Here is a 25,226-nt window from a genome sequence, read left to right on the forward strand (position 1 = left end):
ACGAAGGAGTTCCCCGTGCCCTACCTGGTCGCCGCCGTCGTGGTTCTGACAGCTCTCGTGCTCGTCAATCTCGCCCTCACCGGTGCCATCGTGCGACGCCTGCGCGCCGACGAACGCCGGGCTCTCGGGCCTGATCTGCCGCGTGCTCTGCTCGGCGTCGACGTCTCCGACAAGGTCGCCCCGTCCGGGCGGGTGCTCGTCGCCTTCTCGTCGACGACGTGCGAGGGCTGCGTGCGGGACGCGCCGGACCTCGTCGCCCGGGTCCCCGAGCTCGCGGACGCCGGCGTGAGCGTGGTCCCGGTGCTGCTGGACAGCGGACCCGATTCCCAGCACATAGGTCGGACGCTCGCCGGTGCCGGAGCCGTCGTGCACCAGTCCTCGATGGACGACTGGTTCGCGGCGTTCGGCGTGCCGGGGACGCCCACCTACGTCCTGGTCGAGGACGGTCGGACCGTCGCTGCCGACCGGACCCTGCAGGGTTGTCTCGCGGCGTCGGTGCCGGCGCGGTGACGCCCGACCGACCGGCTCGGCGGTTGACGGGCGCCGCGTCGAGCATCGCGTTCCACCTGCGCGCCGCGCCGGTCCTCGTCGGCGTGCGCCTGGCCACGGCCGTCCTGGCTGGGTTCGCGCCGGTCGTCGGGGCGTGGACCCTGGCGCGCCTGGTCGACGCGCTGACGGATGGTGCGGACGAGCGCAACGCGGTGCTGGCCGGGGTCGGCGTGGCCACCGTTGCCGCCGCGGCGGCGGTGATCCAGCACGTGAGCCGGTACCTCGACTCCGAGGTGGCGCGGCGCGTCGGTCTGCGCCTGCAGTCGGACCTCTTCGCTGCGGTGTCCCGTGACCCCGGGCTGAGCCGGCTGGAGGACCCGCGCTTCCACGACCGGCTCCAGCTGTCGCGGGTCGCGGCACAGACCGTCCCGCAGATCTTCACCCCGGCCCTGCTGCAGTCCATCCAGGCCCTCGTCGCCCTGATCGGCTTCTTCGTCGCGATGGTCGTCGTCTTCCCGGCGGCCGCAGTGGTCGCGGCCGTGGCGATCGCCCCGAGCGTATGGGCGCAGCGACGGCTGAGCAGGCTCCGGTCGGCGTCCCTCGCCATCCGCAGCCCGCACGAACGACGACTCCTCTTCTACGCGACGACGCTGACCGACCTCCGGGTGGCCAAGGAGGTCCGGCTGTTCGACCTGGGCGAGCACCTGCGTGGCAGGCTCGTCGACGAGGTCGGTGCGATCCAGGAGACGGAGCGACGGGTCGACCGGCGTACGGCCGTCGTCGACTCGGGGCTGGCCGTCCTCGCCGCCGCAGTCCTCGGCGGGCTGCTCGTGGGCACTGTCCTGCTGGTGCTGGACGGCCACGGGACCGTCGGCCAGGTGACGCTCCTCGTGGCGTCGCTGGCCGGGATGCAGGCGGCTGCAGCCGGACTCGTGTCCCAGGCCGGAGCGGTCGACGAGGGAGCGATGCTGCTGGACCACTACCGTGCGGTGGTCGAGGGCGGCGCGCCCGTCCAGCCGGCGTCCGGTGCCGTCGAAGGCGCCGTCGAGGCGCTGCAGGACTCCGTCGTGTTCCACGACGTCTGGTTCCGGTACGCCGACGACCAGCCGTGGGTCCTTCGAGGCGTCGACCTCGTCCTGCGCCGCGGCGAGTGCACGGCGATCGTCGGCGTGAACGGCGCAGGCAAGTCGACCATCGCCAAGCTCCTGTGCCGGCTGTACGAGCCGGACCGGGGCCGGATCACCTGGGACGGCACAGACATCGCGACGGTGGACGTGCGTGCGCTGCGCGAGCGGATGTCGGCGGTCTTCCAGGACTTCGTGTGCTGGGAGCTGTCGGCGCACGAGAACGTCGCGTTCGGCTCGCTCGCTGAGGCCCGCCGACGGCCTGAGTCGGTCCACGAGGCGGCGCGAAGCGCCGGGGTCGAGGACCTGCTCGCCGGGCTGCCCGCGGGCTACGACACGATCCTGTCTCGGTCGTTCTCCGGCGAGCCGGTCGGCGACCAGGACGCCACCACCGGAGTGGTTCTGTCGGGAGGGCAGTGGCAGCGCGTGGCCGCCGCGCGGGCCTTCCTGCGGACGTCGAGCGACGTGCTGGTGCTCGACGAGCCGTCGTCCGGGCTCGACCCCGTCGCGGAGGCCGACCTGCTGTCGTCGCTGGTGGACGCACGCCGGCACGGCACGTGCCTCGTCATATCGCACCGGGTTCGCGCCGTGCGGGGAGCCGACCAGGTGGTCGTGCTGGACGACGGCGCCGTCATCGAACGGGGGACGCACGCCGAGCTCCAGGATGCCGGTGGCTCGTACGCGAGGTGGTTGGACGTGCAGGCCGACGCGCTGCTGGGGGGGACCCGATGACGATCGAGGTGGGACTGCTCGGACCGATGGTTGCCGTGCACGCCGGCGTGCCCGTGGATCTCGGCAGCACGTCCCGCCGGGTCGTCCTCGCCGCGCTCCTCATGGCGGACGGCAGGGTCGTCGCCACGGACGAGCTCGTCGACATGATCTGGCCCTCGGACCCTCCCCGAACCGCGCTGTCCAAGCTCCAGGGGCATGTCTGCGCCCTGCGCAAGGCGCTGCGGGCGGCCGGCGTCCCGGACCCGACGCGATACGTCGTGACCACGGCACCGGGCTACCTCGTTCCGCGTGGTGCCATGCAGACCGACCTGGCCGCGTTCGTCGAGGTCGTCGACGGGGCGCGCTCGAGTGCGGGAGCCGGTCGCCTGGACGAGGCTGCCGAGCGGTACGGGCGGGCGCTCGACATCGTCCGTGGGCCTGCCCTGGCCGACCTGGGCGCCGCGCGGACCCTGCTCGCGGCAGACATGCTGACCGAACAGGTACTGGCCGTCGTCGAGGCCAAGGCCGAGATCGACGTGCAGCGGGGGCGCGCAGCGGACGCCCTCGAGATCGCGACGCGGGCGCTGCGCGCACACCCCTTCCGCGACCGCCTCCACGAGCTGTCGATCCACGCCCTCGTCGAGCTCGGTCGGCCCACGGACGCCATCCGGTCGTACCGGCGATGTCGCGACCTCTATCGCGCGGAGCTCGGGATCGAGCCCAGCGAAGCCGTGCGTCGCCTCGTCGATGCGATCTTGAGCGAGACGGTCATGTCTCGTGCTGGTGCCGTCAGGGCCGCTGTCGTGACGCCGCGCCCGGCGCATCCGCGAACGGAGCTGCGCCTGTGATCGTCGTGCTGCTCGCGGCGCTGGTCGTCGGGGCGACGGTCCTGCTCCTGCGGCACGCGCTCACGGTCGTCGCGGTGCGCGGTCCGAGCATGGAACCGACCCTCGAGCACGGCGCGCTCGTCCTCGTCCGCCGCAGAGGCAGTGTGCCCGGTGCTGGCGACATCGTCGTCCTGCACCCCGTGCCCTCCGAGGCGGGCTTCGGTTCGGGGCTGATCATCAAGCGGGTCGCGGCGACCGCGGGCGCGCCGGTGCCGCAGGACGTTGCCGCCGCCGCGGGTATGGTCCCCGGCGCCCCCGTGCCGCCCGGCCGGTTCGTCGTCCTGGGCGACAACGCCGCCGCCAGCGCCGACTCGCGCACATGGGGTCTGGCGCACGACGAGCTCGTCTACGGCCGGGTCATCGCCCGGCTGTCCGGCACCCGGGACGTGGAGCTCCGGCGCCGCCCGCCGGACCCTTCGGCTGCTGTGTGAGCGTTCGGGCCGAGATGCCCGCCCGGGCAACGACGACGGGCGCGACTGGCCGCCCGTCGTCGTCGCCCGGGCTGTTCGTCACGTCTGGACGTAGTAGCAGTCCGTGCCGGGCCGGCCGGGGGTAATGCAGCAGTACTCCTTGTAGGGGCCACGCATTCCGACGTACCAACAGTTGGCCGCGTCGGCCTCACGCGTGGGTAGCAGCGCCGTGAGGGCGCGGTCGGCGAGAGCGCGAATCTTCGTCACGATGTCTCCTTCGTCTCGGGGGGTCCGGTCTTCGAGCCCCCTGAAGGCATGCTCCGTGGCGTCGCTGACGGTCTGCTGACGCGTCGCTCACGATCCCCGGCGCCCTGAGACGGCCGGCCAGGTCTGTTCCCACGGCTACGTCGACCGACGGCCGGTGGGACACGGCGAGGGCGGACCGTCGCGACTGCACAGTCCGCAGGGTGACCCGCGAGCGGAGCACCTGAACGGCAGTCATACACTCGCGAGCATGACCGTGACGTCCGACAAGAACCCGAGCTCCACCACTCCCGACGTCGACATCAAGCCCCGCTCACGGACCGTCACCGACGGTCTCGAGGCGACGGCCGCACGCGGCATGCTCCGCGCGGTCGGGCTCGGTGACGACGACTTCGCCAAGCCGCAGATCGGCGTTGCGAGCTCGTGGAACGAGATCACGCCCTGCAACCTGTCGCTCCAGCGGCTCGCGCAGGCCGTCAAGAGCGGCGTCCACGCGGCCGGCGGCTACCCGCTCGAGTTCGGCACCATCTCCGTCTCGGACGGCATCTCGATGGGCCACGAGGGCATGCACTTCTCGCTGGTGAGCCGTGACATCATCGCCGACTCCGTCGAGACGGTCATGCAGGCCGAGCGTCTCGACGGCTCCGTGCTGCTGGCCGGCTGCGACAAGTCGCTGCCGGGCATGCTCATGGCCGCGGCGCGTCTGGACCTGGCGAGCGTGTTCCTCTACGCGGGGTCGATCGCGCCGGGCTGGGTCAAGCTGTCGGACGGCACCGAGAAGGACGTCACCATCATCGACGCGTTCGAGGCCGTCGGCGCCTGCGCCCGTGGGCTGATGAGCCGCGAGGACGTCGACCGCATCGAGCGGGCCATCTGTCCCGGTGAGGGAGCGTGCGGCGGCATGTACACCGCCAACACCATGGCCTCGGTGGCTGAGGCCATGGGCATGTCGCTGCCCGGCTCGGCCGCACCGCCCAGCGCGGACCGTCGTCGCGACGCCTTCGCGCACAAGTCCGGCGAGGCCGTCGTCGAGCTGCTCCGTCGGGGGATCACGGCGCGCCAGATCATGACCAAGGAGGCGTTCGAGAACGCGATCGCCGTGGTCATGGCGTTCGGCGGCTCCACCAACGCCGTCCTGCACCTGCTGGCCATCGCGCACGAGGCCGAGGTCGACCTCACGCTCGCCGACTTCTCCCGCGTCGCCGCGAAGGTGCCGCACCTGGGCGACCTCAAGCCGTTCGGCCGGTACGTCATGAACGACATCGACCGCATCGGTGGCGTCCCCGTCGTCATGAAGGCGCTCCTCGACGCGGGCCTGCTGCATGGCGACTGCCTCACCGTGACCGGGAAGACCGTCGCCGAGAACCTGGCCGACGTGAACCCGCCGGACCCCGACGGCAAGATCCTGCGCGCGCTGAGCAACCCGATCCACAAGACGGGCGGCATCACGATCCTGCACGGATCGCTGGCGCCCGAGGGTGCGGTCGTGAAGTCCGCGGGCTTCGACTCCGACGTGTTCGAGGGCACCGCCCGGGTGTTCGAGCGGGAGCGTCACGCGCTGGACGCCCTCGAGAACGGCACGATCGTCGCCGGTGACGTCGTCGTCATCCGCTACGAGGGCCCCAAGGGCGGTCCTGGCATGCGCGAGATGCTGGCCATCACCGGCGCGATCAAGGGTGCGGGCCTGGGCAAGGACGTGCTCCTGCTGACGGACGGTCGCTTCTCGGGCGGCACGACTGGGCTGTGCGTCGGGCACGTGGCTCCGGAGGCCGTCGACGGCGGTCCGATCGCGTTCGTCCGGGACGGCGACCGGATCCGGCTGGACATGGCCAACGAGCTGCTCGAGGTCCTCGTGTCCGAGGAGGAGCTCGAGTCGCGCAAGGTCGGCTGGGAGCCGTTGCCGGCCAAGTACACCCGCGGCGTGCTGGCCAAGTACGCCAAGCTCGTGCAGTCGGCATCGAAGGGCGCGGTCCTGATCTGAGCGGTCTGGTGGTCAGACGATCGTTGGCGGTCACCGCGGCGTTCGGCGTGCTGGTGCTCTCGGCGTGCGGCGCCGGACCCGACCCGGTGAGCGCGCCGTCCGCTCGCGCCACCTCGACGCCGTCCGCCGTCCCGACGCCGACCCCGACCCCTACGCCGACGCCGACGGTCGAGCCCGTCGCGGGGCCAACTGCCGCGCCGGCGCAGCGCCTGGACGCGGGACCCGTCGGCAACGGCGCGCCGGCGCAGCTGCAGGGCTCCGGCGACGTCGCGGTGACCTACCTGGTCGACGGCGACGTCGCGGTGGTCGTCACGCTCGACTGCAGCGCCTGCGCGGGTCCGACCGCGCTCACGGGACCCGGTCGACGGTCGCCGTTCGGCAGCACCGACGGGCCGCTCACCGGCTCCTACCTCATGGATCCCCTCAAGGGCAGCGACCCGAACCAGTCGGTCTGGTTGCAGGCGCAAGGACCGTGGACGCTGCGGTTCGAGAGCTGGAACGACCTGCCGGTCGTGCACGGCCAGCAGGCGGGTTCGGGCTCGTCGGTGCTGAGGTTCGGCGACACGGCCACGTCCGCGCAGGTCTCGTGGACCCCGGCCGGACCGGGCGACCGCTTCTCCGCCCGGAGCTTCGGCACCAAGGAGGCCGGGCCGCCGCAGCTGTTCGGTGACACCGAGGCGTTCGCCGACGTCGAGGACGTGGCCATGCCGGGGATCCTCGCGATCGCGACCACCGGCAGCTGGACGATCACACCGACGCCGTGAGGCTCACTGGCCCGCGATCGCTCTCAGCGCGGCCAGGTGCGCCTGCAGCGCGTCCCGGCCGGCTGACGTCGCCGAGAGCCACGTCCGCGGCCGCTTGCCCACGTACCCCTTGCGCGCCGACACGTAGCCGGCGTCCTCCAGGACGGTCACGGCCTTGCTCAGCGCGGAGTCGCTGATCTGGACCGCATCCCGGACGGCGCCGAACTCGGCCTCGTCGGTCGCGGCGAGGGCCGCGACCACCGAGAGGCGCACGGGGGAGTGGATGATCTCGTCGAGCCGGGAGCGAGCCGTCTCTCCCACGGCGTCGCTGTCGGGCAGAGCCATCACGCCCGCCCCTCGCGCCACGCGCCGACGGCCAGCGGTGCCGTGACGACGAACGCGCTGACGAGCCAGAACAGGCTCGACTCGCGGAACCACTCCAGCCCGACGAAGAGCGTGATGCCGTAGAGCACGCCCCAGGTCGACATGGCGGGCACCAGACGCCCGGACAGGCCGCGCTTGGTCACGGGTGCTCCCCGGCGCAGGGCGAAGCTCAGGAACGCGACGGTCGCCATGTACGCACCGAGCAGCACGAGGCCGCCGGCGTCGTCGGGGGTCGTGCTCAGCCCGACGTACGTCATGAAGGTGCTGGTCGCGAACCCGGTGAGCCACTGAGCGTGGCGGTTCTGGCCCGCGGCGCGCAGCGAGTCGGCTGCGCCGTGGGTCAGGGTCAGGAGGTGCTGCGCCTGCTCGGGCGTCGGGTTCATCGTCATGGAAGTAGTTTCCATAACGGAAAGTACTTTCGCACGTCCGTTCCGCCTCCCGGCCGGTGCCGGCACCTGTACCGTCGCTCGCGGCCGGCACATCGCCGGACGTATCCCCTGCAGGGAGCACAACGCTGTGAGCACCAGCACGACGACGGCCATATCCACGCGGGGTCTGCGCAAGACCTACCGCAAGCTCAACGGTCGCCGCTCGGTCGCCGTGGGGGGACTCGACCTCGACGTCCCCATCGGTGGGGTGCACGGCTTCCTCGGGCCGAACGGCGCGGGCAAGACGACGACGATCCGGATGCTGCTCGGCCTCATCCGCCCGGACTCGGGCACGATGACCCTGTTCGGCGAGGACGTGCCCGCCCGGCTGCCTCAGGTCGTCGGGCGCGTCGGCGCGATCGTCGAGCAGCCCAAGTTCTTCCCCAGCTTCTCGGGACGCAAGAACCTCTCCCTGCTCGCGCGTGCGATCGACGCGCCCCCGCACCTGGTGGACGTGGTGCTGGAGGACGTCGGGCTCACGGACCGCGCGAAGGACCGGTACAAGGGGTACTCCCTCGGCATGAAGCAGCGGCTCGCGATCGCGGCGACGTTGCTCAAGGACCCCGACCTGCTGATCTTCGACGAGCCGACGAACGGCCTCGACCCGGCGGGCATCCGCGAGATCCGCGGCACCATGCGTGGGCTCGCGGACCGCGGCAAGACCGTGCTCGTCTCGAGCCACATCCTGGCCGAGGTCGAGCAGGTGGCCGACACGGTCTCGATCATCGCCCGCGGCGAGCTCATCGCGAGCGGCAAGGTCAGCGACCTCATCGGGGCGGGCGCGACCGCCACGACCGTCCGCGTGGGGATCGTCGACTCCGAACGTGCCGCGCAGGTGCTGCAGGCGCGGGGGTGGGGCGTCACGCGCGAGGGCGCGTACCTCGTCGTCAGCGGCTCGGTGCAGCCGGGCCACATCACGCGGGCGCTCGCGGACCAGGGTCTCTACCTGGACGAGCTCGTGCCGATCCGTGCCGACCTGGAGTCCGTGTTCCTCGAGCTGACCGCCGGCCGAGGACCAGGGACGCACGCACCGGGCGACAGACCGGACGGACCTGGCGCTCACGCGCTGGACTCCGACAGCGCGCAGGCGGGGGCGGCGTCATGATCCGTCTCGTCGGCATCGAGCTCGACCGTTTCAGGGCCAGGTTGCTCATCCGGCTCGGCGTGATCGCTCTGCTCGTCCTGTCGGGACTGACGCTGATCTCGGCCTGGGATGCTGCGAAGCCTGCGTCGGCGGCCCAGGTCGCTCAGGCGACGCAGTACTTCGAGCAGCAGGAAGCGGACTGGAAGGAGAACGGGCCCCAGATGCTCGCCGACTGCCGCGCGCAGGAGGCGACCGCCCGCAAGGACGCCGAAGCGGCCGGCACGGATCCCGCCGACGTCGACTACGGGTGCGACCACATGGCCCCGACCCTCGCGAACTTCCTGCCGAAGAACCCGAACTTCGCGGTGGACACCGCCGGCCTGCTCGGCCAGCTCGCCGCGCTGTACGTGCTCGTCCCGGCCGTGCTCGCGGTGAGCTTCGTCGCGGCGGAGTTCTCGACGGGCGCCATCGGCAACTGGCTCACGTTCGCACCGCGCCGCACGCGTGTGCTCGCCAGCAAGCTCGCCGCGGCCGTGGTCGCGACGATCCCGTACGCGGCCCTAGGACTGGGCCTCGTGATCGGCGGGTCCTGGCTGATCTACGCCCACTTCGGCGAGGCGCACGGGGGGACGGGCGAGATCTGGGCCGAGTCCGGCCGGATCCTCGCGCTGGCGGCCGTCGTCGCGATGGTGGGCGCCGCGCTCGGCACCCTGCTGAGGCACACGGCCGCGGCTCTGGGGGTCGTGCTCGGCTGGGCCGTGCTCGTCGAGGGCATCCTGATGAACGTCGCGACCGGCCTGAGGCCGTGGTCCGTGGTCATGAACATCACGGCGTGGACCAACGGCGGTGCCGAGTACTACGTGAACAAGTGCACGACGACGCCGACGGGGCAGGAGTGCACCGCCATCGTCCACCAGGTCTCCCAGACGCACGGCGCTGTCGTCGGCGGGGTGGTCGCAGTCGCGCTCGTGGCGGCGGCTCTCCTCGTGTTCCGTCGTCGAGACATCGCCTGACCGGCGGATCTACCGCGCCGGGTTCACGATGGGTGGGTGAGCTGGAGCGTCGAGGATGCGCCGTGGTGGACCCGTGCTGTCGTGTACCAGGTGTATCCGCGGTCGTTCGCGGACTCCGACGGTGACGGCATCGGTGACCTGCGCGGCATCCTCCACCGCCTCGACCACCTCGTCGAGCTCGGCGTGGACGCCGTGTGGCTGTCGCCGGTCTACGCCTCGCCGCAGGACGACAACGGCTACGACATCAGCGACTACCAGGCCGTCGACCCGGTGTTCGGCACGCTCGACGACCTCGACGAGCTGATCGCGGCCCTGCACGAGCACGGGATCAAGCTGGTCATGGATCTCGTCGTGAACCACACGTCCGACGAGCACCCGTGGTTCGTGGAGTCCCGCGACCCGACGAGCCCGAAGCGTGACTGGTACTGGTGGCGCCCACCTCGCGCGGGCCTCGCCGCGGGTGCACCGGGCGCGGAGCCCACCAACTGGGGGTCCTTCTTCTCCGGCTCCGTCTGGGAGCTCGACGAGACGAGCGGCGAGTACTACCTGCACCTGTTCAGCCGCAAGCAGCCGGACCTCAACTGGGAGAACGAGGAGGTCCGGCAGGCCGTCTACGCCATGATGCGCTGGTGGCTCGACCGGGGCGTCGACGGCTTCCGGATGGACGTCGTCAACGTGCTCTCCAAGGACACGTCCCTGCCGGACGGTCCCGTGCACGGCGGTGTCTGGGCGGACGGCTCGGCGTCGTACATCTGCGGGCCCCGGATCCACGACTTCCTGGCGGAGATGCACCGGGCCGTGTTCGCCGGCCGGCCGGAGCGACTGCTGACGGTCGGCGAGATGCCGGGGGTCACGATCGACCAGGCCCGCGTGTTCACGGATCCCGCCCGCGCCGAGGTCGACATGGTCTTCCAGTTCGAGCACGTCGGCCTCGACCACGGACCGGGGGGCAAGTTCGACGTCCGGCCGTTGCGGCTGGCGGACCTCAAGGCGTCGTTCGGCCGCTGGCAGGCGGGGTTGGCGGACATCGGCTGGAACAGCCTCTACTGGGACAACCACGACCAGCCGCGGATCGTGTCCCGGTTCGGCGACGACGGCCACTTCCGACGAGAGTCCGCGACCATGCTGGCGACGGTCCTGCACCTGCACCGCGGCACGCCGTTCGTCTACCAGGGCGAGGAGCTCGGGATGACGAACGCGCACTTCACGCGCCTCGACCAGTACCGGGACATCGAGACGCTGCGCCACGTCGAAGCCTCCGGAAGCCTGGCGGGCGTCGCCGAGCGGGGTCGAGACAACGCCCGCACGCCGATGCAGTGGTCGTCGGACCCGAACGCCGGATTCTCCACCGGCACGCCGTGGATCGACGTCAACGAGAACTTCGGCATCATCAACGCGGCGGCCGAGCGCGCCGACCCGGAGTCCGTCTTCCACCACTACCGCCGCCTGATCGCGCTGCGCCACGACGACCCGGTCGTCGCCCTCGGCGACTTCACGATGCTCCTGCCCGATCACGAGCACGTCTACGCCTTCACGCGCTCGTGGGACGGGGTGACGCTCACGGTGCTCGGGAACTTCTCGGGCTCGCTGCAGGACGTCGTGCTGGACCACGACCCCGGGGAGCTGATCCTGTCCAACTACTCCGCACCGGCCACGACCCTGCGCCCGTGGGAGGCGCGCGTGCACCGGCACGTGGGGTAGCCCCCGCACCCGCCCGGGGGCGCGCACCACAGACGCTGCCCTCCGGCGGTCTCTAGCGTCGATCGCATGACGACGACGGCTGCCCCGCCCGCCCCGCAGATCACGACCGTACGCCGCAACCGTGTGGGCTGGACCGCGGTCCTGCTCGCCTCTGTCGGCGTCGTCGCCTTCTCGGCGGTGCCCTACTTCACCGCATCGCTGAGCACGCTGGCCGACCAGGACAGCGGACTGGCCAAGGGATATGCCGGTCAACCCGCGTTCGTGCAGGCCGCGCTCTACGTCCACATCACGTTCGCCACGCTCGCGCTGCTCCTCGGACCACTGCAGTTCTCCGCCCGGCTCCGGAACCGACGACGCGCGCTGCACCGCGCGATCGGCCGTACGTATCTGCTCTCGGTCGCCGTGAGCGCGCTCGCGTCGCTCGTCATGGCTCCGTTCAACACCGCGGGGATGGTCGGCTTCTTCGGGTTCGGCACGCTCGCCGTGCTGTGGCTGTGGACCGGCGGCCGTGCCTACCGGGCCATCCGGACCGGCGACGTCCCCAGCCACCAGGCGTGGATGATCCGCAACTACGCCCTCACCTATGCGGCGGTGACGCTCCGGGTGCTCCAGCCGTTGTTCCTCGTCGTGCAGCTGGTGCCGTTCTCGTCCGTCACGACGGAGTCGTACGAGGCCGCCTGGGACAACGGCTATGCCGCGGTCCCGTTCCTGTGCTGGCTCATCAACCTCGTGGTCGCCGAGTGGCTCGTCCGCCGTCGAGGGCTGCCGTCGTACCGCCTCACGTCGGTGGCCGCGGTCTGATCGGGGGCCGATGGCACGCTCCAGGGGCGTGATCTCGCCGGCTGCACCTCGCCACGGCACGACTTGTAGGCTCTGCGGGGGAGGAAGGAGTCGCCGTGGGCAAGGTGCACGAGAAGATCGACGACCGGCTGCGTGCGTTCATCGAGGCGCAGCCCGTGTTCTTCGTCGCGACCGCCCCGAGCGGTCCGGACGGTCACGTGAACGTCTCGCCCAAGGGGATCGGCGGCACGTTCGTCATCCTCGACGAGCACCGCGTGGCCTACCTCGACATCACGGCCAGCGGGTCCGAGACGATCGCTCACCTGCGCGACAACGGCCGTATCACGATCATGTTCTGCGCGTTCCAGGGCCCGCCCAACATCGTCCGGCTGCACGGCCACGGCCGCTTCGTCACGCTCTACGACGAGGGTTTCGACGAGCTGTCGGCGCTGTTCCCTCCCACGGCGGGCGCCCGCGCGGTGATCCTCGTCGACGTGGAACGCGTCTCCGACTCGTGCGGCTACGGCGTCCCGCTGATGACCGTGGAGGGCGAGCGCGACCTGCTGCCGCCCTACATGGAGCGCAAGGGCGTCGAAGGTCGGGCCGACTACAGGCGGCTCAAGAACCGGACGAGCATCGACGGGCTCCCGGCGTTCGACATGGATCCGTCGCCGGCGGAGCCCACGGATGTGTCCGCCCACTGATCACGTGAACCACGATGTGAGACACCACGGGGGCGACGTGACATGCGCGAAACGTGGGCGTAGTCTCGTCGGCGTGCAGACCACCCTCGTAGTACTTCCTGAGCGCGCCGGCTGAGGCCTCCCCGTCCAGGCCCCGTCAGCGCGCTCGCCCCTCGTCCAGCCCGTTCCGTGGCTCGAGGGGCTTTTCTGTGTTCGGCACCAGGCAGCAGTTGTCAGCTCGACTGAGCAGCACCACCCAGGGAGACATCGATGGTCCAGGGTCCACACCCGGCACCGCCGCGCACGCCCGCGCACGCCCCGACCGCGAACGTGACGAGCCCCCGCGTACCTGCCGTTGCCGGCACGAGCGCGATCGGTCCCGAGCAGGTCACCGGTGCCAAGTCGATCGTCCGCTCGCTCGAGGAGGCGGGTGTCGAGGTCGTGTTCGGCATCCCCGGCGGCGCGATCCTGCCCCTCTACGACCCGCTGATGGACTCCACGCGCGTCCGCCACATCCTGGTGCGCCACGAGCAGGGCGGCGGCCACGCGGCTGCGGGCTATGCGGCGGCGACCGGTCGGGTCGGCGTCTGCATGGCGACCTCGGGCCCGGGGGCGACCAACCTCGTGACCCCCATCGCCGATGCCCACATGGACTCCGTGCCGCTGGTCGCGATCACCGGGCAGGTCGTCTCGTCGCTGATCGGGACGGACGGCTTCCAGGAGGCGGACATCGTCGGGATCACGCTGCCGGTGACCAAGCACAACTACCTCGTCACCGACCCCGACGACATTCCCCGGGTCATCGCCGAGGCGTTCCACATCGCCTCGACCGGCCGCCCCGGCCCGGTGCTCGTCGACATCTCGAAGTCCGCCATGCAGGCGAACACCACGTTCTCCTGGCCGCAGGACCTGAACCTGCCCGGCTACCACCCGGTGACCAAGCCGCACGCCAAGCAGATCCGCGAGGCGGCGCGGCTCATCGCGACGTCGCGCAGGCCGGTCTTCTACGTGGGTGGCGGCGTGATCCGCGCACGTGCGGCAGCCGAGCTCACCACGTTGGCCGAGGCGGCCGGCGCGCCCGTCGTGACCACGCTCATGGCGCGTGGCGCGCTGCCCGACAGCCACCCGCAGCACCTGGGCATGCCCGGCATGCACGGCACGGTCGCCGCGGTCGCCGCGCTGCAGAAGGCCGACCTGATCGTGGCGCTCGGCGCGCGGTTCGACGACCGCGTCACCGGACAGCTGTCGAGCTTCGCGCCGAACGCGACGATCGTGCACGCGGACATCGACCCTGCCGAGATCGGCAAGAACCGGGTCGCCGACGTGCCGATCGTCGGGGATCTCAAGGAGGTCATGGCCGACCTGCTGCCGGAGCTCGCCCGCGAGCACGTCCAGCACGGCAAGCCGGACCTCGAGGGCTGGTGGCGCCAGCTGGACGAGTGGCGCGCGACGTTCCCCCTCGGCTACGACGAGCCGGCCGACGGTCACCTCTCGCCGCAGCACGTGATCTCGCGCATCGGCGAGCTGTCCGGACCGGAGTCGATCTTCGCGGCGGGCGTCGGCCAGCACCAGATGTGGGCGGCACAGTTCATCAAGTACCAGCGGCCCAACTCCTGGCTGAACTCCGGTGGCCTGGGCACCATGGGCTACGCGGTTCCGGCCGCCATGGGCGCCAAGGTGGGCGACCCGTCGCGCACCGTGTGGGCGATCGACGGTGACGGCTGCTTCCAGATGACCAACCAGGAGCTGGCCACCTGCACGATCAACGACATCCCGATCAAGGTCGCGATCATCAACAACTCCTCGCTCGGCATGGTCCGCCAGTGGCAGACCCTGTTCTACGAGTCCCGCTACTCGAACACCGACCTGAACACCGGGCACGGCACCGTGCGGATCCCGGACTTCGTGAAGCTGGCCGACGCCTACGGGTGCGCCGGCCTGCGCTGCGAGTCCGCAGCCGACGTCGACGCGACGATCAAGCGCGCGCTCGAGATCAACGACCAGCCCGTGGTGGTCGACTTCACCGTGTCGCGCGACGCGATGGTGTGGCCGATGGTCGCCGCGGGTGTCAGCAACGACCAGATCCAGTACGCGCGTGGGATCAGCCCCGCGTGGGACCGAGAGGACTGAGCCATGTCCCGCCACACGCTGTCGGTCCTCGTCGAGAACAAGCCCGGCGTGCTCACGCGCGTCGCCGGGCTGTTCGCGCGGCGGTCGTTCAACATCCACTCGCTCGCGGTCGGTCCCACCGAGCACGACGAGATCTCGCGTATCACGGTGGTCGTCGACGTCGACGAGCACCCGCTCGAGCAGGTGACCAAGCAGCTGAACAAGCTGATCAACGTCATCAAGATCGTGGAGCTCGAGGACGCGGCCTCCGTGCAGCGCGAGCTGCTGCTGGTCAAGGTCAAGGCCGACACCGCGCAGCGCACCAGCGTGCTCGAGGTCGTCCAGCTCTTCCGCGCGCACGTCGTCGACGTCGTGCCGGACACCGTCGTCATCGAGGCGACCGGCGGGCCGGGCAAGCTCGACGCCCTGCTCGCCGCCCTGGAGCCCTTCGGGATCCGCGAGATCGTGCAGTCCGGCACGGTGGCGATCGGGCGCGGTTCCCGCTCGATCACCGACCGTGCGCTGGAGCGGGTCAACAGATCTGCCTGAAAGACCGTCCGACTTCCCTTTTTCCTGTCCGAGAAGAACCCCTTCCTACCGAGGAGATTTCACCGTGGCCGAGCTGTTCTACGACGACGATGCCGACCTGTCGATCATCGCCAACAAGAAGGTCGCCGTCATCGGCTACGGCAGCCAGGGGCACGCGCACAGCCTCAACCTGCGCGACTCCGGTGTCGACGTGACGGTGGGCCTGCGCGAGGGCTCGGCGTCCCGCGCCAAGGCCGAGAACCAGGGCCTCAAGGTCGCCTCGGTGGCCGACGCCGTCCGTGAGGCCGACGTCGTCGTCATCCTGGCGCCGGACCAGGTCCAGCGCATCGTCTACCGCGACGAGATCGAGCCGAACCTGAAGGACGGCGCTGCGCTGGTCTTCGGCCACGGCTTCAACATCCGGTTCGGCTACATCAAGCCGGCCGCGCAGCACGACGTCCTCATGGTCGCCCCCAAGGGCCCGGGCCACCTGGTCCGCCGCGAGTACGTCGACGGTCGTGGCGTCCCGGTCATCGTCGCCGTCGAGCAGGACGCGTCCGGTGCCGCCTGGCCTCTGGCGCTGTCCTACGCCAAGGCGATCGGTGGCCTGCGCGCCGCCGGCATCAAGACGAGCTTCACCGAGGAGACCGAGACGGACCTGTTCGGCGAGCAGGCCGTCCTGTGCGGTGGCGTCTCCCAGTTGATCCAGTACGGCTTCGAGACCCTCACCGAGGCGGGCTACCAGCCCGAGGTCGCCTACTTCGAGGTCCTGCACGAGCTGAAGCTGATCGTCGACCTGATCTTCGAGGGCGGCATCACCAAGCAGCGCTGGTCGGTGTCCGACACCGCCGAGTACGGCGACTACGTGTCCGGCCCGCGGGTCATCACCCCGGACGTCAAGGCGAACATGCAGGCCGTCCTCGCGGACATCCAGTCGGGTGCCTTCGCGGAGCGGTTCATCAACGACCAGGACGCCGGCGCCCCTGAGTTCAAGGAGCTGCGGGAGAAGGGCCAGAACCACCCGATCGAGCCCGTCGGCCGTGAGCTGCGCAAGCTGTTCGCGTGGGTGAAGCCCTCGGAGACCGACTACGTCGAGGGTTCCGCGGCGCGCTGACGGAGGTACGGGCCGCCCGAAGGGTGGCACGTGCCGGAGGCAGCGCACAGCGGGGGACCCGACCACAGGTTCGAGGGTTCCGCGGCGCGCTGACGGAGGTACGGGCCGCCCGAAGGGTGGCACGTGCCGGAGGCAGCGCACAGCGGGGGACCCGACCACAGGTTCGAGGGCACCGCCGCGCGCTGATCCTCCTCTCGACGACGAACGGCACCGCAGGCTCCGGCCGCGGTGCCGTTCGCGTTCCCGGGCCGCGGCGCCCGAACGCCGCGACGGCGCCCGGTGCAGCGCGTGCCGCCGGGAGGGACGGCGCCGTCGGCGGCGAAGTGCGTGGAGGCGCGGGGGTGTGGCGGCCCGTTAGGGTCTGCTTGGGCGTGCGCACAGAGGGCGTACCGACGACGGAGGGACGACGATGACCGACGAGCAGGCACCGACGCAGGCAGCGGCCGGAGAGGTCGAGGATCTGCGGATCGCGGCGTTCTGGCAGGCGGCCCGCGGCCACGTCGGACTCGGCAAGATGGACGCGGTCATGGGCGGTACCCCGGACGACGTCGTGCCGCCGCCCTCGTGGTCGTACGGCCCGGGCCCCGAGGCCGACGAGCTGCTGGGTCGCGTGCTCTCCGGCGCCAAGACCGGTACGGCGACCCTGCTCGCGCAGCTGGAGGGCGCCGGTCTCGAGGCGCCACGCGTGGGGGACCTGTCGATCGTCACGGACGGCGCGGGCGAGCCGAAGGCGGTGCTGCGGACCTCGGACGTCGAGGTGGTCCCGTTCGACCAGGTCACCGCAGAGCACGCGTCCGCCGAGGGCGGGTCCGACGCGTCGTTGGAGTCCTGGGTCGCCGAGCACGAGGTGTCGTTCGGCGAGGTGCTCGGCGACGGGTTCTCGCCGGCGACCGAGGTGGTGCTGGAGCGGTTCGAGATCATCTACCCGACGAGCGGCCCGACGCCCGCCGTCGACTGACGGCCGTGCGGGGCGCTGCCGGAGCCACCATCTGAGACGCTCGTCCCGAGCCGTGGGACGGGGTTTACGCTCGACCCATGGTCGAGACCTCTGCTGCCCAGCACATCAACCTCGCCGTCGTCGCAGGCGACGGCATCGGCACGGAGGTCGTCGAGCAGGGCCTTCTGGCACTGAACACCGTGCTGGACGCCGCTGGCGGTAGCCGCGTCACGGTGTCGACGACGGACTTCGACCTCGGTGCGCGCCGCTGGCACGCGACGGGCGAGACGTTGACAGATGCGGACCTCGAGGCGATCCGCACGCACGACGCGATCCTGCTGGGCGCCATCGGTGACCCGAGCGTCCCGTCCGGCGTGCTGGAGCGCGGGCTGCTGCTCAAGCTGCGCTTCGCCCTGGACCACTACGTCAACCTGCGCCCGAGCCGTCTGTACCCGGGCGTGACGTCGCCGCTCGGCAACCCGGGCGAGATCGACTTCGTGGTGGTCCGCGAGGGCACCGAGGGTCCGTACGTCGGCAACGGCGGCGCCATCCGCGTCGGCACCCCGCACGAAGTCGCCAACGAGGTCAGCGTGAACACGGCGTTCGGCGTGGAGCGCGTGGTGCGTGACGCGTTCGCCCGCGCCGCTGCCCGCCCGCGCAAGAAGCTGACGCTGGTGCACAAGCACAACGTGCTGGTCCACGCCGGCCACCTGTGGCGTCGGACGGTCGAGGCCGTGAACGCCGAGTTCCCCGACGTGACCGTCGACTACCTGCACGTCGACGCGGCGACGATCTTCCTCGTCACCAACCCGTCCCGGTTCGACGTGATCGTCACCGACAACCTGTTCGGCGACATCCTCACGGACCTCGCGGCGGCGATCACGGGTGGCATCGGCCTGGCGGCCTCGGCGAACATCAACCCGGACCGCACGGCGCCGAGCATGTTCGAGCCCGTGCACGGCTCCGCGCCGGACATCGCGGGCCAGGGCAAGGCCGACCCGACCGCCACTGTGCTGTCGGTCGCCCTCCTGCTCGAGCACCTCGGTCTGGCGGACGCCGCTGCGCGCGTCGAGAAGGCCGTGGCCGACGACATCGCGGACCGTGGCAACGCCGAGCGAGTACGGTCGACGGCCGAGGTGGGCAAGGACCTCGCCGCGCGCATCGCGGGCTGAGCCCTACCGCTCGACGGCGTAGCCGTCCGGCGCTGTCCCCCCGGCCGTCCTCACCGGTACCGTCGTTTCCGACTCTGGTGAAAGGCCCCCGATCATGAGCACTCTCGCAACCTCCACGTCCGCCGACTCCTTCGAGATCACGCGGACGGACACACCCGTCCCCGACGCCCAGCGCGAAGCCGCGCTCGCCGCGCCGAAGTTCGGCACCGTGTTCACCGACCACATGGCCCGCATCTCGTACGCGCAGGACACCGGGTGGACCAACCGGCGCGTCGAGAAGTACGGCCCGCTCCAGATGGACCCGGCCACCGCCGTCCTGCACTACGCCCAGGAGATCTTCGAGGGCCTGAAGGCCTACCGGCACCCCGACGGTTCCGTCTGGACGTTCCGTCCGCAGGCCAACGCCGCCCGGTTCGCCAAGTCCGCGCACCGGCTCGCGCTCCCGCAGCTGTCCGAGACCGACTTCCTGGGTGCGATCCAGGCCCTCGTCGCGACCGACGTCGCGTGGGTGCCGGGTGGCGAGGAGACCAGCCTCTACCTGCGTCCCTTCATGTACGCGTCCGAGACGTTCCTCGGCGTGCGCCCCTCGCTCGAAGCGGAGTTCCTCGTCATCGCGTCGCCGGTCGGTCCGTACTTCGCGGGCGGCGTGCGACCGGTGGACATCTGGGTCGCCGAGGACTACCACCGCGCTGGTGCCGGTGGAACCGGCGACGCGAAGTGCGGAGGCAACTACGCGGCGAGCCTGCTCCCGCAGCAGGAGGCCTACGCCAAGGGTTTCGAGCAGGTGTGCTTCCTCGACGCGTCGACCAACACGTATCTCGAGGAGCTCGGGGGCATGAACGTCTGCGTCGTGTACGCGGACGGAAGCGTGGCGACGCCTCCCGTCTCGGGCTCGATCCTGGAGGGCGTCACGCGCTCGTCGATCCTGCGGCTCCTCGCGGACGCCGGGCACGAGGTCTTCGAGCGCCCGATCCCGCTGGCCGACCTCAAGGCCGGGCTGGCCGACGGATCGGTCAGCGAGGTGTTCGCCTGTGGCACCGCCGCCGTGATGACCCCGATCGGCCGGCTCGCCGGCGAGGGCTTCGACCTGAGCGTCCGCGACGGCACGGCGGGCCCGGTCACGACGACGATCCGCGCCGAGCTCACGGACATCCAGTACGGTCGCGCGGCGGACCGTCACGGCTGGCTGCACCGGCTCGCGTAGAGCAGCACGCACACGAGACGGCCGGGCTCCCGCACGGGGCGCCCGGCCGTTCGTCGTGCAGCGGCGTTACTCGATGACGATGCCGGGGCGCAGCGTCCGCGCCAGCACGCTGGACAGCAGCGACCAGATCGCGATGCCCACGATGAGGTTGATGACACCGGCGGCGACGGCCGACTTGGTGACGTCGGTCCACGTCAGCGGGATCAGGGTCGCGACGACGATGGCGAGGAACATGATCCAGCCGAAGAAGGCCCGGGGCCGGGGCGTGGTCATCACGAGCAGCTGCAGCAGCGCGCCGGCGACGACGGTGGACAGCACGCCGCCCACGGCGTAGGCCGCGGCGACCGAGTCCGTGCCGAACACGTCCTTGACGGCGCCACCGAGCTCGATCTTGAGGATCTGGTCGACGATCACCACGCCGACCAGTCCCACGAGCGCGGCGACGACCGCCGTCGCGGCCACGCCCGCCCAGTAGCGCGCGTTGTCCACCGACGGGGAGGCGGGACGTGCCGGAACGGGGGGACCGGGTACGGCGACAGGGGCGACCGCGGGTGGCATGGCCACGGGTGCGGGCTGGGGCGCCGGCGGGGGCACGGCGGGCTGAGGCGCGGCAGGGCCGGCGAGGTTGGGCGGGACCGCGGAGGCCGGGGGAACCGACGCGGCCGGTTGGCCGGTCTGGTAGGCGGAGTGGCGGTCGGGCGGCGGGTTGGGGATCGACATGCGGTCTCCTGGTGCTCGTCCCACGTACGGCCGGACGGCCGCAACGACCCCACGCTAGCGACGACGGGACATACCGTGCGATCCGGCACGCGCCGGGCGCGTGGGCACGGACAGACTGTCCAAAGGGTGGAACGCGTGACCTCGGCACGTGACGTGTGCCACGATGCCAGGGTGAACAGCACCACCCTCATTATCGAGTAGCGCGTCGGCACACCCGCTGACGCGCAGACCTCCCGTACCCCGGGGGGTCTTTTTGTTGGTCGAGGCACCACCTCCGCCCCGGCTAGCGTCGACTGCACCGGCACACCCCCGCCGGTCGTGAGCACCACCGCAGCACCGACGTCGTCCGAACGCAGCACGCACCGAAGAGAGCCCATCGTGTCCGTCCCCGCACTGAACTCCTCGTCGTTCCAGGTCTACGACACGACCCTGCGCGACGGCGCCCAGCAGGAAGGCATGAACCTCTCCGTCGCGGACAAGCTGCTGATCGCGCCCCTGCTCGACGAGCTCGGGGTCGGCTTCATCGAGGGCGGCTGGCCGGGCGCGGTGCCGAAGGACACGGAGTTCTTCAAGCGCGCCGCCAAGGAGCTCGACTTCCGCAACGCGGAGCTGGCCGCGTTCGGCAGCACCCGCAAGGCCGGGACGCGTGCGGTCGACGACCCGCAGGTGCGGGCGCTCGTCGACTCGGAGGCTCCCGTCGTCACTCTCGTCGCGAAGCACGACCTCCGGCACGCCGAGCGCGCTCTGCGCACGACCGGCGAGGAGAACGTCGCGATGATCGCGGACACGGTCGCGTTCCTCGTGGGCGAGGGGCGCCGGGTGATCGTCGACGCGGAGCACTTCTTCGACGGCTACCGGTTCGACCCGGCCTACTCGCGGGCAGCCGTTCTGGCGGGCTTCGAGGCGGGCGCCGAGGTGGTCTGCCTGTGCGACACCAACGGCGGGATGGTTCCTGCCTGGGTGGCGGACATCGTGCTCGAGATCCGTGACGCGGTCGGGCCGGACGCCATCCTCGGGATGCACGCGCACAACGACTCGGGCTGCGCGGTGGCCAACACTCTCGCCGCGGTCGAGGCGGGCTGCACGCACGTCCAGGGCACCGTGAACGGGTACGGCGAGCGGACCGGCAACGCCGACCTGCTGGCCGTCGTCGCCAATCTGGAGCTCAAGTACGACCTGCCGGTGCTGAAGACCGCCGAGGGTCACCCGGGCGGCCTGCGCGACCTGACGCGCATCGCGCACGCGATCAGCGAGATCACGAACATCTCGCCGTTCGCCCGGTCGCCCTACGTCGGAGCGAGCGCCTTCGCGCACAAGGCCGGGATCCACGCGTCGGCGATCCGGGTGGACCCCGACCTCTACCAGCACATCGACCCCGAAGCAGTGGGCAACGACATGCGGATGCTCATCTCGGACATGGCAGGTCGGGCGTCGATCGAGCTGAAGGGTCGCGAGCTGGGCTTCGACCTGTCCGACCGGCCGGACGTGCTCGGGCGGGTCACCGACCGGGTCAAGGACGCCGAGGCCAACGGGTACACCTACGAGGCGGCCGACGCGTCCTTCGAGCTGCTCCTGCTCGAGGAGCTCAACGGCCAGCGCGCGCAGTACTTCACCGTCGAGTCGTGGCGGGCGATCGTCGAGCGTCGCGGACCACGTGGGACGCCCGCGACGGCGGAGGCGACCGTCAAGCTGCACGCCGGCGGTGAGCGGATCGTCAGCACCGGTGAGGGCGTCGGACCGGTCAACGCCCTGGACCACGCGCTGCGGCAGGCGCTGCTCCGCGTCTACCCAGAGCTCGAGGAGTTCGAGCTCATCGACTTCAAGGTCCGGATCCTCGACTCGATGTACGGCACCGACGCGGTCACGCGCGTGCTCATCGAGATGAGTGACGGCAAGGACGTCTGGAGCACGGTCGGTGTGGGACCGAACCTGCTCGAGGCCTCGTGGGAGGCGCTCACGGACTCTGCCATCTGGGGGCTGTACCACCACGGCATCGCTCCGCGCTGACGTTTCGTCCCTGCCGGATCATCGGCGCGGCTAACCTCGGGACCTGACGGCCGCGGAGTGCGGCCTCGACTGCGAGAGGGGGCCGTCGTGTCCGGATCCACCTCGCTGCCGGCGGATCCGGAGGGCGCAGACCCGTCCCGGGTACCACCCCCCGCCCGCGGGTGGTGGTGGCTCGTCGGCGCCCTCGCGGCGTTCGCCCTCCTGATCCTGCTCGTGGCGGAGCCGTGGTCGGTCCAGACGGAACCCACGCCGACCGAGCCGGCCCTGTCGTCACCGTCCGCGACCCTGCCGCAGCCGTCCGCGACGCCCTCGGTCTCCGTCGCGCCTCCCGGCTCCACGGAGATCTTCGACGCGACGACGAGCCTGGGACTGTTCGTGACGGCGGCGGACCTCGTCGAGGACGTGCCCGCCGCCAAACCCGGGGTGGACGAGCTGGTGACCTCCGGGCAGGTGCCCTGGGGTCTGCCCGCGGGGACGGTCGTGGAGCCGGCGTCCTGTGTGCTCGCCGTGACCGTCGTCGGATCCCCGCCCTCCTTCTTCGACGTCCGAGGCTGGGGGAACCCGGGGATGGACTTCCGGCAGTCGGTGACCGTCCTGCCCGATCCGGCGGCGGCCCAGGAGGCGTTCCGGGAGCTCGTCACCACGATCGACGCGTGCCCGACGTACCGCGAGATCGCCGACGGCGTCGACGGTGCCCACTGGGCGGCGCAGCCGGCCATCGAGGGGCAAGGGGTCTACCCGTCGGTCGTGCTGCGGATCGACCGGACCGTCGACGGGACGACCGTGCCCGGCTACCAGGGCCGGATGCTCGTCGGCAACACCATCGTGTCGTGGACGGCGCAGGCGCTCTCGGCGGAGACCCCGCAGGCCGCGCTCGCCACCCTGGGGGATCCCGCCTCGCTGTCCGCGATGGTGCAGGGGCGCGCTCAGCTGGCGGTCCGGGCGCTCGGGTGACCGCCCAGGCCGCCGCGGTGCCTAGGCTCAGGGGGTGCATGGTGAGTACAAGGTGGCCGGTGGCAAGCTCGTCGCGGTCGACCTCGACGTGGTGGACGGCCTCCTGCGCGACGTGAGCGTCAGCGGGGACTTCTTCCTCGACCCGGACGAGGCCCTGGAGGTGTTGTCGGCGTCTCTCGACGGGCTCCCGTTCGATGCCAGCACCTCGGTGCTGACGCAGAGCGTGACGGAGGCGCTGCGCTGGTTCCCGGTGCCGGTGACGATGGTGGGCTTCGATGCGCGTGCCGTGGCGACCGCGGTGCGGCGCGCACTCGGTTACTCGACCGTCTGGAGCGACCACACCTTCGAGCTGATCCACCCCGGTCCGCTTCCGCCGGCCCTGCACGCAGCTCTCGACCAGGTCCTTACCGAGGAGCTCGCTGCCGGGCGGCGCGGGCCCACCGTGCGGTTCTGGGAGTGGGTCGAGCCGGCCGTGATCATCGGGTCGTTCCAGTCGCTGCGCAACGAGGTGGACCTGGCCGCCGCGGCCGAGCTGGGCATCACGGTGGTCAGGAGGATCTCGGGCGGCGGGGCCATGTTCATGGAGGCCGGCAACTGCATCACCTTCTCGCTGGTGGTGCCCGCCTCGCTGGTCGACGGCCTGACGTTCGAGGAGTCCTACGCGTTCCTCAACCAGTGGGTCCTGGGGGCGCTCGCGGACGTCGGCGTGCAGGCGACGTTGACCGGGCTGAACGACGTCTCGTCGCCGGCCGGCAAGCTGGCGGGTTCGGCGCAGAAGCGGGTGGTCGGGGGAGCGGTCCTGCACCACGTGACGATGTCCTACGACATCGACGCGGACAAGATGATGCGGGTCCTGCGGATCGGGCGCGAGAAGCTCTCGGACAAGGGGACAGCCAGCGCCGCGAAGCGCGTCGATCCCGTGCGCTCGCAGACGAACCTGCCGCGCGAGGCGGTGATCGACGCGTTCGTCGCCCACTTCCGTCGCCAGTACCCGACCGTGGACGGTGCACTGCGGCCCGAGGAGCTGGAGCGTGCACAGACCTTGGTGGACACCAAGTTCGCGGATCCGTTGTGGACGGCGCGCGTTCCCTAGGGCGTCTCGGCGTCTTCAGGCGCCGGTGAGCAGGACGAACGCGACGGCGCCGGCTCCGAGCAGGACGAGGCCGCACGCGCAGACCGTGACGAGGCGTCCGTCGATGCGGGCGGTGTCCGCCTTCTCATCCAGGTGCCGGCGCCGGGACGTGATCGCGAGGGCGGATGCGAGGACCGCACCGACTGCCGCGAGGCTCCACGCCGCGGGACCGCCGAAGTCCTGCAGCAGGTGCGCGGCCGCGACGGACCCGGCGGTCAGCCCCAGAGCGGTCCGGCGCCAGGCGAGGTGGGTGCGTTCCGCCGCGAGGCCGGTAGCGGCGTCCTCGGTCATCCTGTGGCCAACCCGATCAGGACGAGCAGGCCCGCCACGCACACTCCCACGATCAGCAGCCCGAACGCGGACGGGGACGGCAGGTGGGTGCCGAGCCGGACGGCCCGCTCGGCCTGCGCCCACCCGATCCACGCCGTCACCGGCGCGACGAGCCCGACGACCACGAGCACGATCGCCGCCGAGAAGCGCAGGTGCTCCTCGATCGGCAGGTCCAGTGCCTCGAGCGCGACACCACCCGCGAGCAGCGCGAGCGACGTGCGGATCCACGCGAGGAACGTGCGCTCGTTGGCCAACGAGAACCGCGCGTCGGGGTCCGTGCCGACGCCGTACACCCACCGGGGAAATCGCTTGTCGTCGGCCACGTGCCCATCTTCGT

General features: G+C 71.2%; 26 protein-coding genes. 20 read left to right on the forward strand and 6 right to left on the reverse strand.

What is annotated here, in order from left to right:
- Positions 1-15: 15 nt before the first annotated feature.
- Genes I847_RS27025 through I847_RS22075 form a run of 4 tightly spaced genes read left to right on the forward strand, consistent with a single transcriptional unit; the run spans position 16 to position 3,642 of the window.
- A complete protein-coding gene (locus I847_RS27025) occupies positions 16-510 on the forward strand; it encodes a hypothetical protein (protein ID WP_028048864.1) in 495 nt (164 codons plus the stop codon).
- Complete coding sequence (locus tag I847_RS22065; RefSeq protein ID WP_051274499.1) at positions 480-2,345, forward strand: ABC transporter ATP-binding protein; 1,866 nt, start codon at positions 480-482, stop codon at positions 2,343-2,345. Before I847_RS27025 ends, I847_RS22065 begins: the two co-directional genes overlap by 31 nt.
- Positions 2,342-3,172, forward strand: coding sequence for a BTAD domain-containing putative transcriptional regulator (locus I847_RS22070; protein ID WP_034609267.1), 831 nt, complete (start codon positions 2,342-2,344; stop codon positions 3,170-3,172). Before I847_RS22065 ends, I847_RS22070 begins: the two co-directional genes overlap by 4 nt.
- Positions 3,169-3,642 carry a S26 family signal peptidase gene (locus I847_RS22075; RefSeq protein ID WP_051274500.1) on the forward strand — a complete coding sequence of 158 codons (474 nt, stop codon included), beginning with the start codon at positions 3,169-3,171 and terminating at the stop codon, positions 3,640-3,642. The genes I847_RS22070 and I847_RS22075 overlap by 4 nt, the downstream gene beginning before the upstream one ends.
- Before the next feature lie 78 nt (positions 3,643-3,720).
- Here the strand turns inward: I847_RS22075 and I847_RS26610 are convergent, their stop codons facing one another.
- Positions 3,721-3,888 carry a hypothetical protein gene (locus I847_RS26610; RefSeq protein ID WP_155856024.1) on the reverse strand — a complete coding sequence of 56 codons (168 nt, stop codon included), beginning with the start codon at positions 3,886-3,888 and terminating at the stop codon, positions 3,721-3,723.
- Positions 3,889-4,135: 247 nt separating this feature from the next.
- Here I847_RS26610 and ilvD point away from each other — a divergent pair, with 247 nt between their 5' ends.
- Both ilvD and I847_RS27030 read left to right on the forward strand, forming a co-directional pair.
- Entirely contained in the window at positions 4,136-5,866 is a 1,731-nt protein-coding gene (ilvD, locus tag I847_RS0105335) for a dihydroxy-acid dehydratase (protein WP_028048865.1), read from the forward strand.
- Positions 5,867-5,874: 8 nt separating this feature from the next.
- Positions 5,875-6,630, forward strand: a complete 756-nt coding sequence (locus I847_RS27030) for a hypothetical protein (RefSeq protein WP_028048866.1) — start codon at positions 5,875-5,877, stop codon at positions 6,628-6,630.
- A gap of 3 nt (positions 6,631-6,633) precedes the next feature.
- Here I847_RS27030 and I847_RS0105345 read toward each other — a convergent pair whose 3' ends face one another.
- Both I847_RS0105345 and I847_RS0105350 read right to left on the reverse strand, forming a co-directional pair.
- Positions 6,634-6,954 (reverse strand): transcriptional regulator, encoded by a 321-nt coding sequence (locus I847_RS0105345; protein WP_028048867.1) that lies wholly within the window; start codon positions 6,952-6,954, stop codon positions 6,634-6,636.
- Complete coding sequence (locus I847_RS0105350) at positions 6,954-7,382, reverse strand: hypothetical protein (RefSeq protein WP_028048868.1); 429 nt, start codon at positions 7,380-7,382, stop codon at positions 6,954-6,956. The genes I847_RS0105345 and I847_RS0105350 overlap by 1 nt, the downstream gene beginning before the upstream one ends.
- A gap of 127 nt (positions 7,383-7,509) precedes the next feature.
- Here I847_RS0105350 and I847_RS22080 point away from each other — a divergent pair, with 127 nt between their 5' ends.
- The 11 genes from I847_RS22080 to I847_RS0105405 all read left to right on the forward strand — a co-directional run bounded on the left by I847_RS22080 (position 7,510) and on the right by I847_RS0105405 (position 19,746).
- Positions 7,510-8,526, forward strand: coding sequence for an ABC transporter ATP-binding protein (locus I847_RS22080; RefSeq protein ID WP_034609272.1), 1,017 nt, complete (start codon positions 7,510-7,512; stop codon positions 8,524-8,526).
- Entirely contained in the window at positions 8,523-9,518 is a 996-nt protein-coding gene (locus tag I847_RS0105360; RefSeq protein ID WP_028048869.1) for an ABC transporter permease subunit, read from the forward strand. Before I847_RS22080 ends, I847_RS0105360 begins: the two co-directional genes overlap by 4 nt.
- Positions 9,519-9,554: 36 nt before the next feature.
- Complete coding sequence (locus I847_RS0105365; RefSeq protein WP_028048870.1) at positions 9,555-11,219, forward strand: alpha-glucosidase; 1,665 nt, start codon at positions 9,555-9,557, stop codon at positions 11,217-11,219.
- 66 nt (positions 11,220-11,285) lie between these two features.
- Positions 11,286-12,020: a DUF2306 domain-containing protein gene (locus tag I847_RS0105370; RefSeq protein WP_028048871.1), complete on the forward strand. Its 735-nt coding sequence runs from the start codon at positions 11,286-11,288 to the stop codon at positions 12,018-12,020.
- A gap of 95 nt (positions 12,021-12,115) precedes the next feature.
- The gene (locus tag I847_RS0105375) at positions 12,116-12,703 is read left to right on the forward strand and encodes a pyridoxamine 5'-phosphate oxidase family protein (protein WP_028048872.1); all 588 of its coding nucleotides are present in this window, start codon (positions 12,116-12,118) and stop codon (positions 12,701-12,703) included.
- A 249-nt stretch (positions 12,704-12,952) separates the two neighbouring features.
- Positions 12,953-14,812 (forward strand): acetolactate synthase large subunit, encoded by a 1,860-nt coding sequence (locus tag I847_RS0105380; RefSeq protein WP_028048873.1) that lies wholly within the window; start codon positions 12,953-12,955, stop codon positions 14,810-14,812.
- Between the two features lie 3 nt (positions 14,813-14,815).
- On the forward strand, positions 14,816-15,340 hold the full coding sequence (gene ilvN / locus I847_RS0105385; protein WP_028048874.1) for an acetolactate synthase small subunit: 525 nt from the start codon (positions 14,816-14,818) through the stop codon (positions 15,338-15,340).
- Between the two features lie 64 nt (positions 15,341-15,404).
- Positions 15,405-16,433: a ketol-acid reductoisomerase gene (ilvC, locus tag I847_RS0105390; protein WP_028048875.1), complete on the forward strand. Its 1,029-nt coding sequence runs from the start codon at positions 15,405-15,407 to the stop codon at positions 16,431-16,433.
- A gap of 409 nt (positions 16,434-16,842) precedes the next feature.
- The gene (locus I847_RS0105395; protein WP_028048876.1) at positions 16,843-17,391 is read left to right on the forward strand and encodes an ASCH domain-containing protein; all 549 of its coding nucleotides are present in this window, start codon (positions 16,843-16,845) and stop codon (positions 17,389-17,391) included.
- A gap of 77 nt (positions 17,392-17,468) precedes the next feature.
- Positions 17,469-18,542: a 3-isopropylmalate dehydrogenase gene (locus I847_RS0105400; protein ID WP_028048877.1), complete on the forward strand. Its 1,074-nt coding sequence runs from the start codon at positions 17,469-17,471 to the stop codon at positions 18,540-18,542.
- 94 nt (positions 18,543-18,636) lie between these two features.
- Positions 18,637-19,746 carry a branched-chain amino acid aminotransferase gene (locus I847_RS0105405; protein ID WP_028048878.1) on the forward strand — a complete coding sequence of 370 codons (1,110 nt, stop codon included), beginning with the start codon at positions 18,637-18,639 and terminating at the stop codon, positions 19,744-19,746.
- 66 nt (positions 19,747-19,812) lie between these two features.
- Here the strand turns inward: I847_RS0105405 and I847_RS0105410 are convergent, their stop codons facing one another.
- On the reverse strand, positions 19,813-20,466 hold the full coding sequence (locus I847_RS0105410; RefSeq protein ID WP_028048879.1) for a DUF6069 family protein: 654 nt from the start codon (positions 20,464-20,466) through the stop codon (positions 19,813-19,815).
- Between the two features lie 375 nt (positions 20,467-20,841).
- Between I847_RS0105410 and cimA the strand changes: the two genes are divergently transcribed.
- The 3 genes from cimA (at position 20,842) to I847_RS0105425 (ending at position 24,520) form a co-directional block, all read left to right on the forward strand.
- The gene (gene cimA / locus I847_RS0105415; protein ID WP_028048880.1) at positions 20,842-22,473 is read left to right on the forward strand and encodes a citramalate synthase; all 1,632 of its coding nucleotides are present in this window, start codon (positions 20,842-20,844) and stop codon (positions 22,471-22,473) included.
- 87 nt (positions 22,474-22,560) lie between these two features.
- Entirely contained in the window at positions 22,561-23,427 is an 867-nt protein-coding gene (locus tag I847_RS0105420; RefSeq protein ID WP_028048881.1) for a hypothetical protein, read from the forward strand.
- A gap of 34 nt (positions 23,428-23,461) precedes the next feature.
- Positions 23,462-24,520 carry a lipoate--protein ligase family protein gene (locus I847_RS0105425; protein WP_028048882.1) on the forward strand — a complete coding sequence of 353 codons (1,059 nt, stop codon included), beginning with the start codon at positions 23,462-23,464 and terminating at the stop codon, positions 24,518-24,520.
- A gap of 15 nt (positions 24,521-24,535) precedes the next feature.
- Here I847_RS0105425 and I847_RS25400 read toward each other — a convergent pair whose 3' ends face one another.
- Complete coding sequence (locus tag I847_RS25400; protein ID WP_028048883.1) at positions 24,536-24,850, reverse strand: DUF202 domain-containing protein; 315 nt, start codon at positions 24,848-24,850, stop codon at positions 24,536-24,538.
- Entirely contained in the window at positions 24,847-25,212 is a 366-nt protein-coding gene (locus I847_RS0105435; protein WP_028048884.1) for a YidH family protein, read from the reverse strand. The genes I847_RS25400 and I847_RS0105435 overlap by 4 nt, the downstream gene beginning before the upstream one ends.
- Positions 25,213-25,226 lie beyond the last annotated feature (14 nt).

Source organism: Cellulomonas sp. URHD0024 (assembly GCF_000426185.1).
Lineage (GTDB): Bacteria > Actinomycetota > Actinomycetes > Actinomycetales > Cellulomonadaceae > Cellulomonas.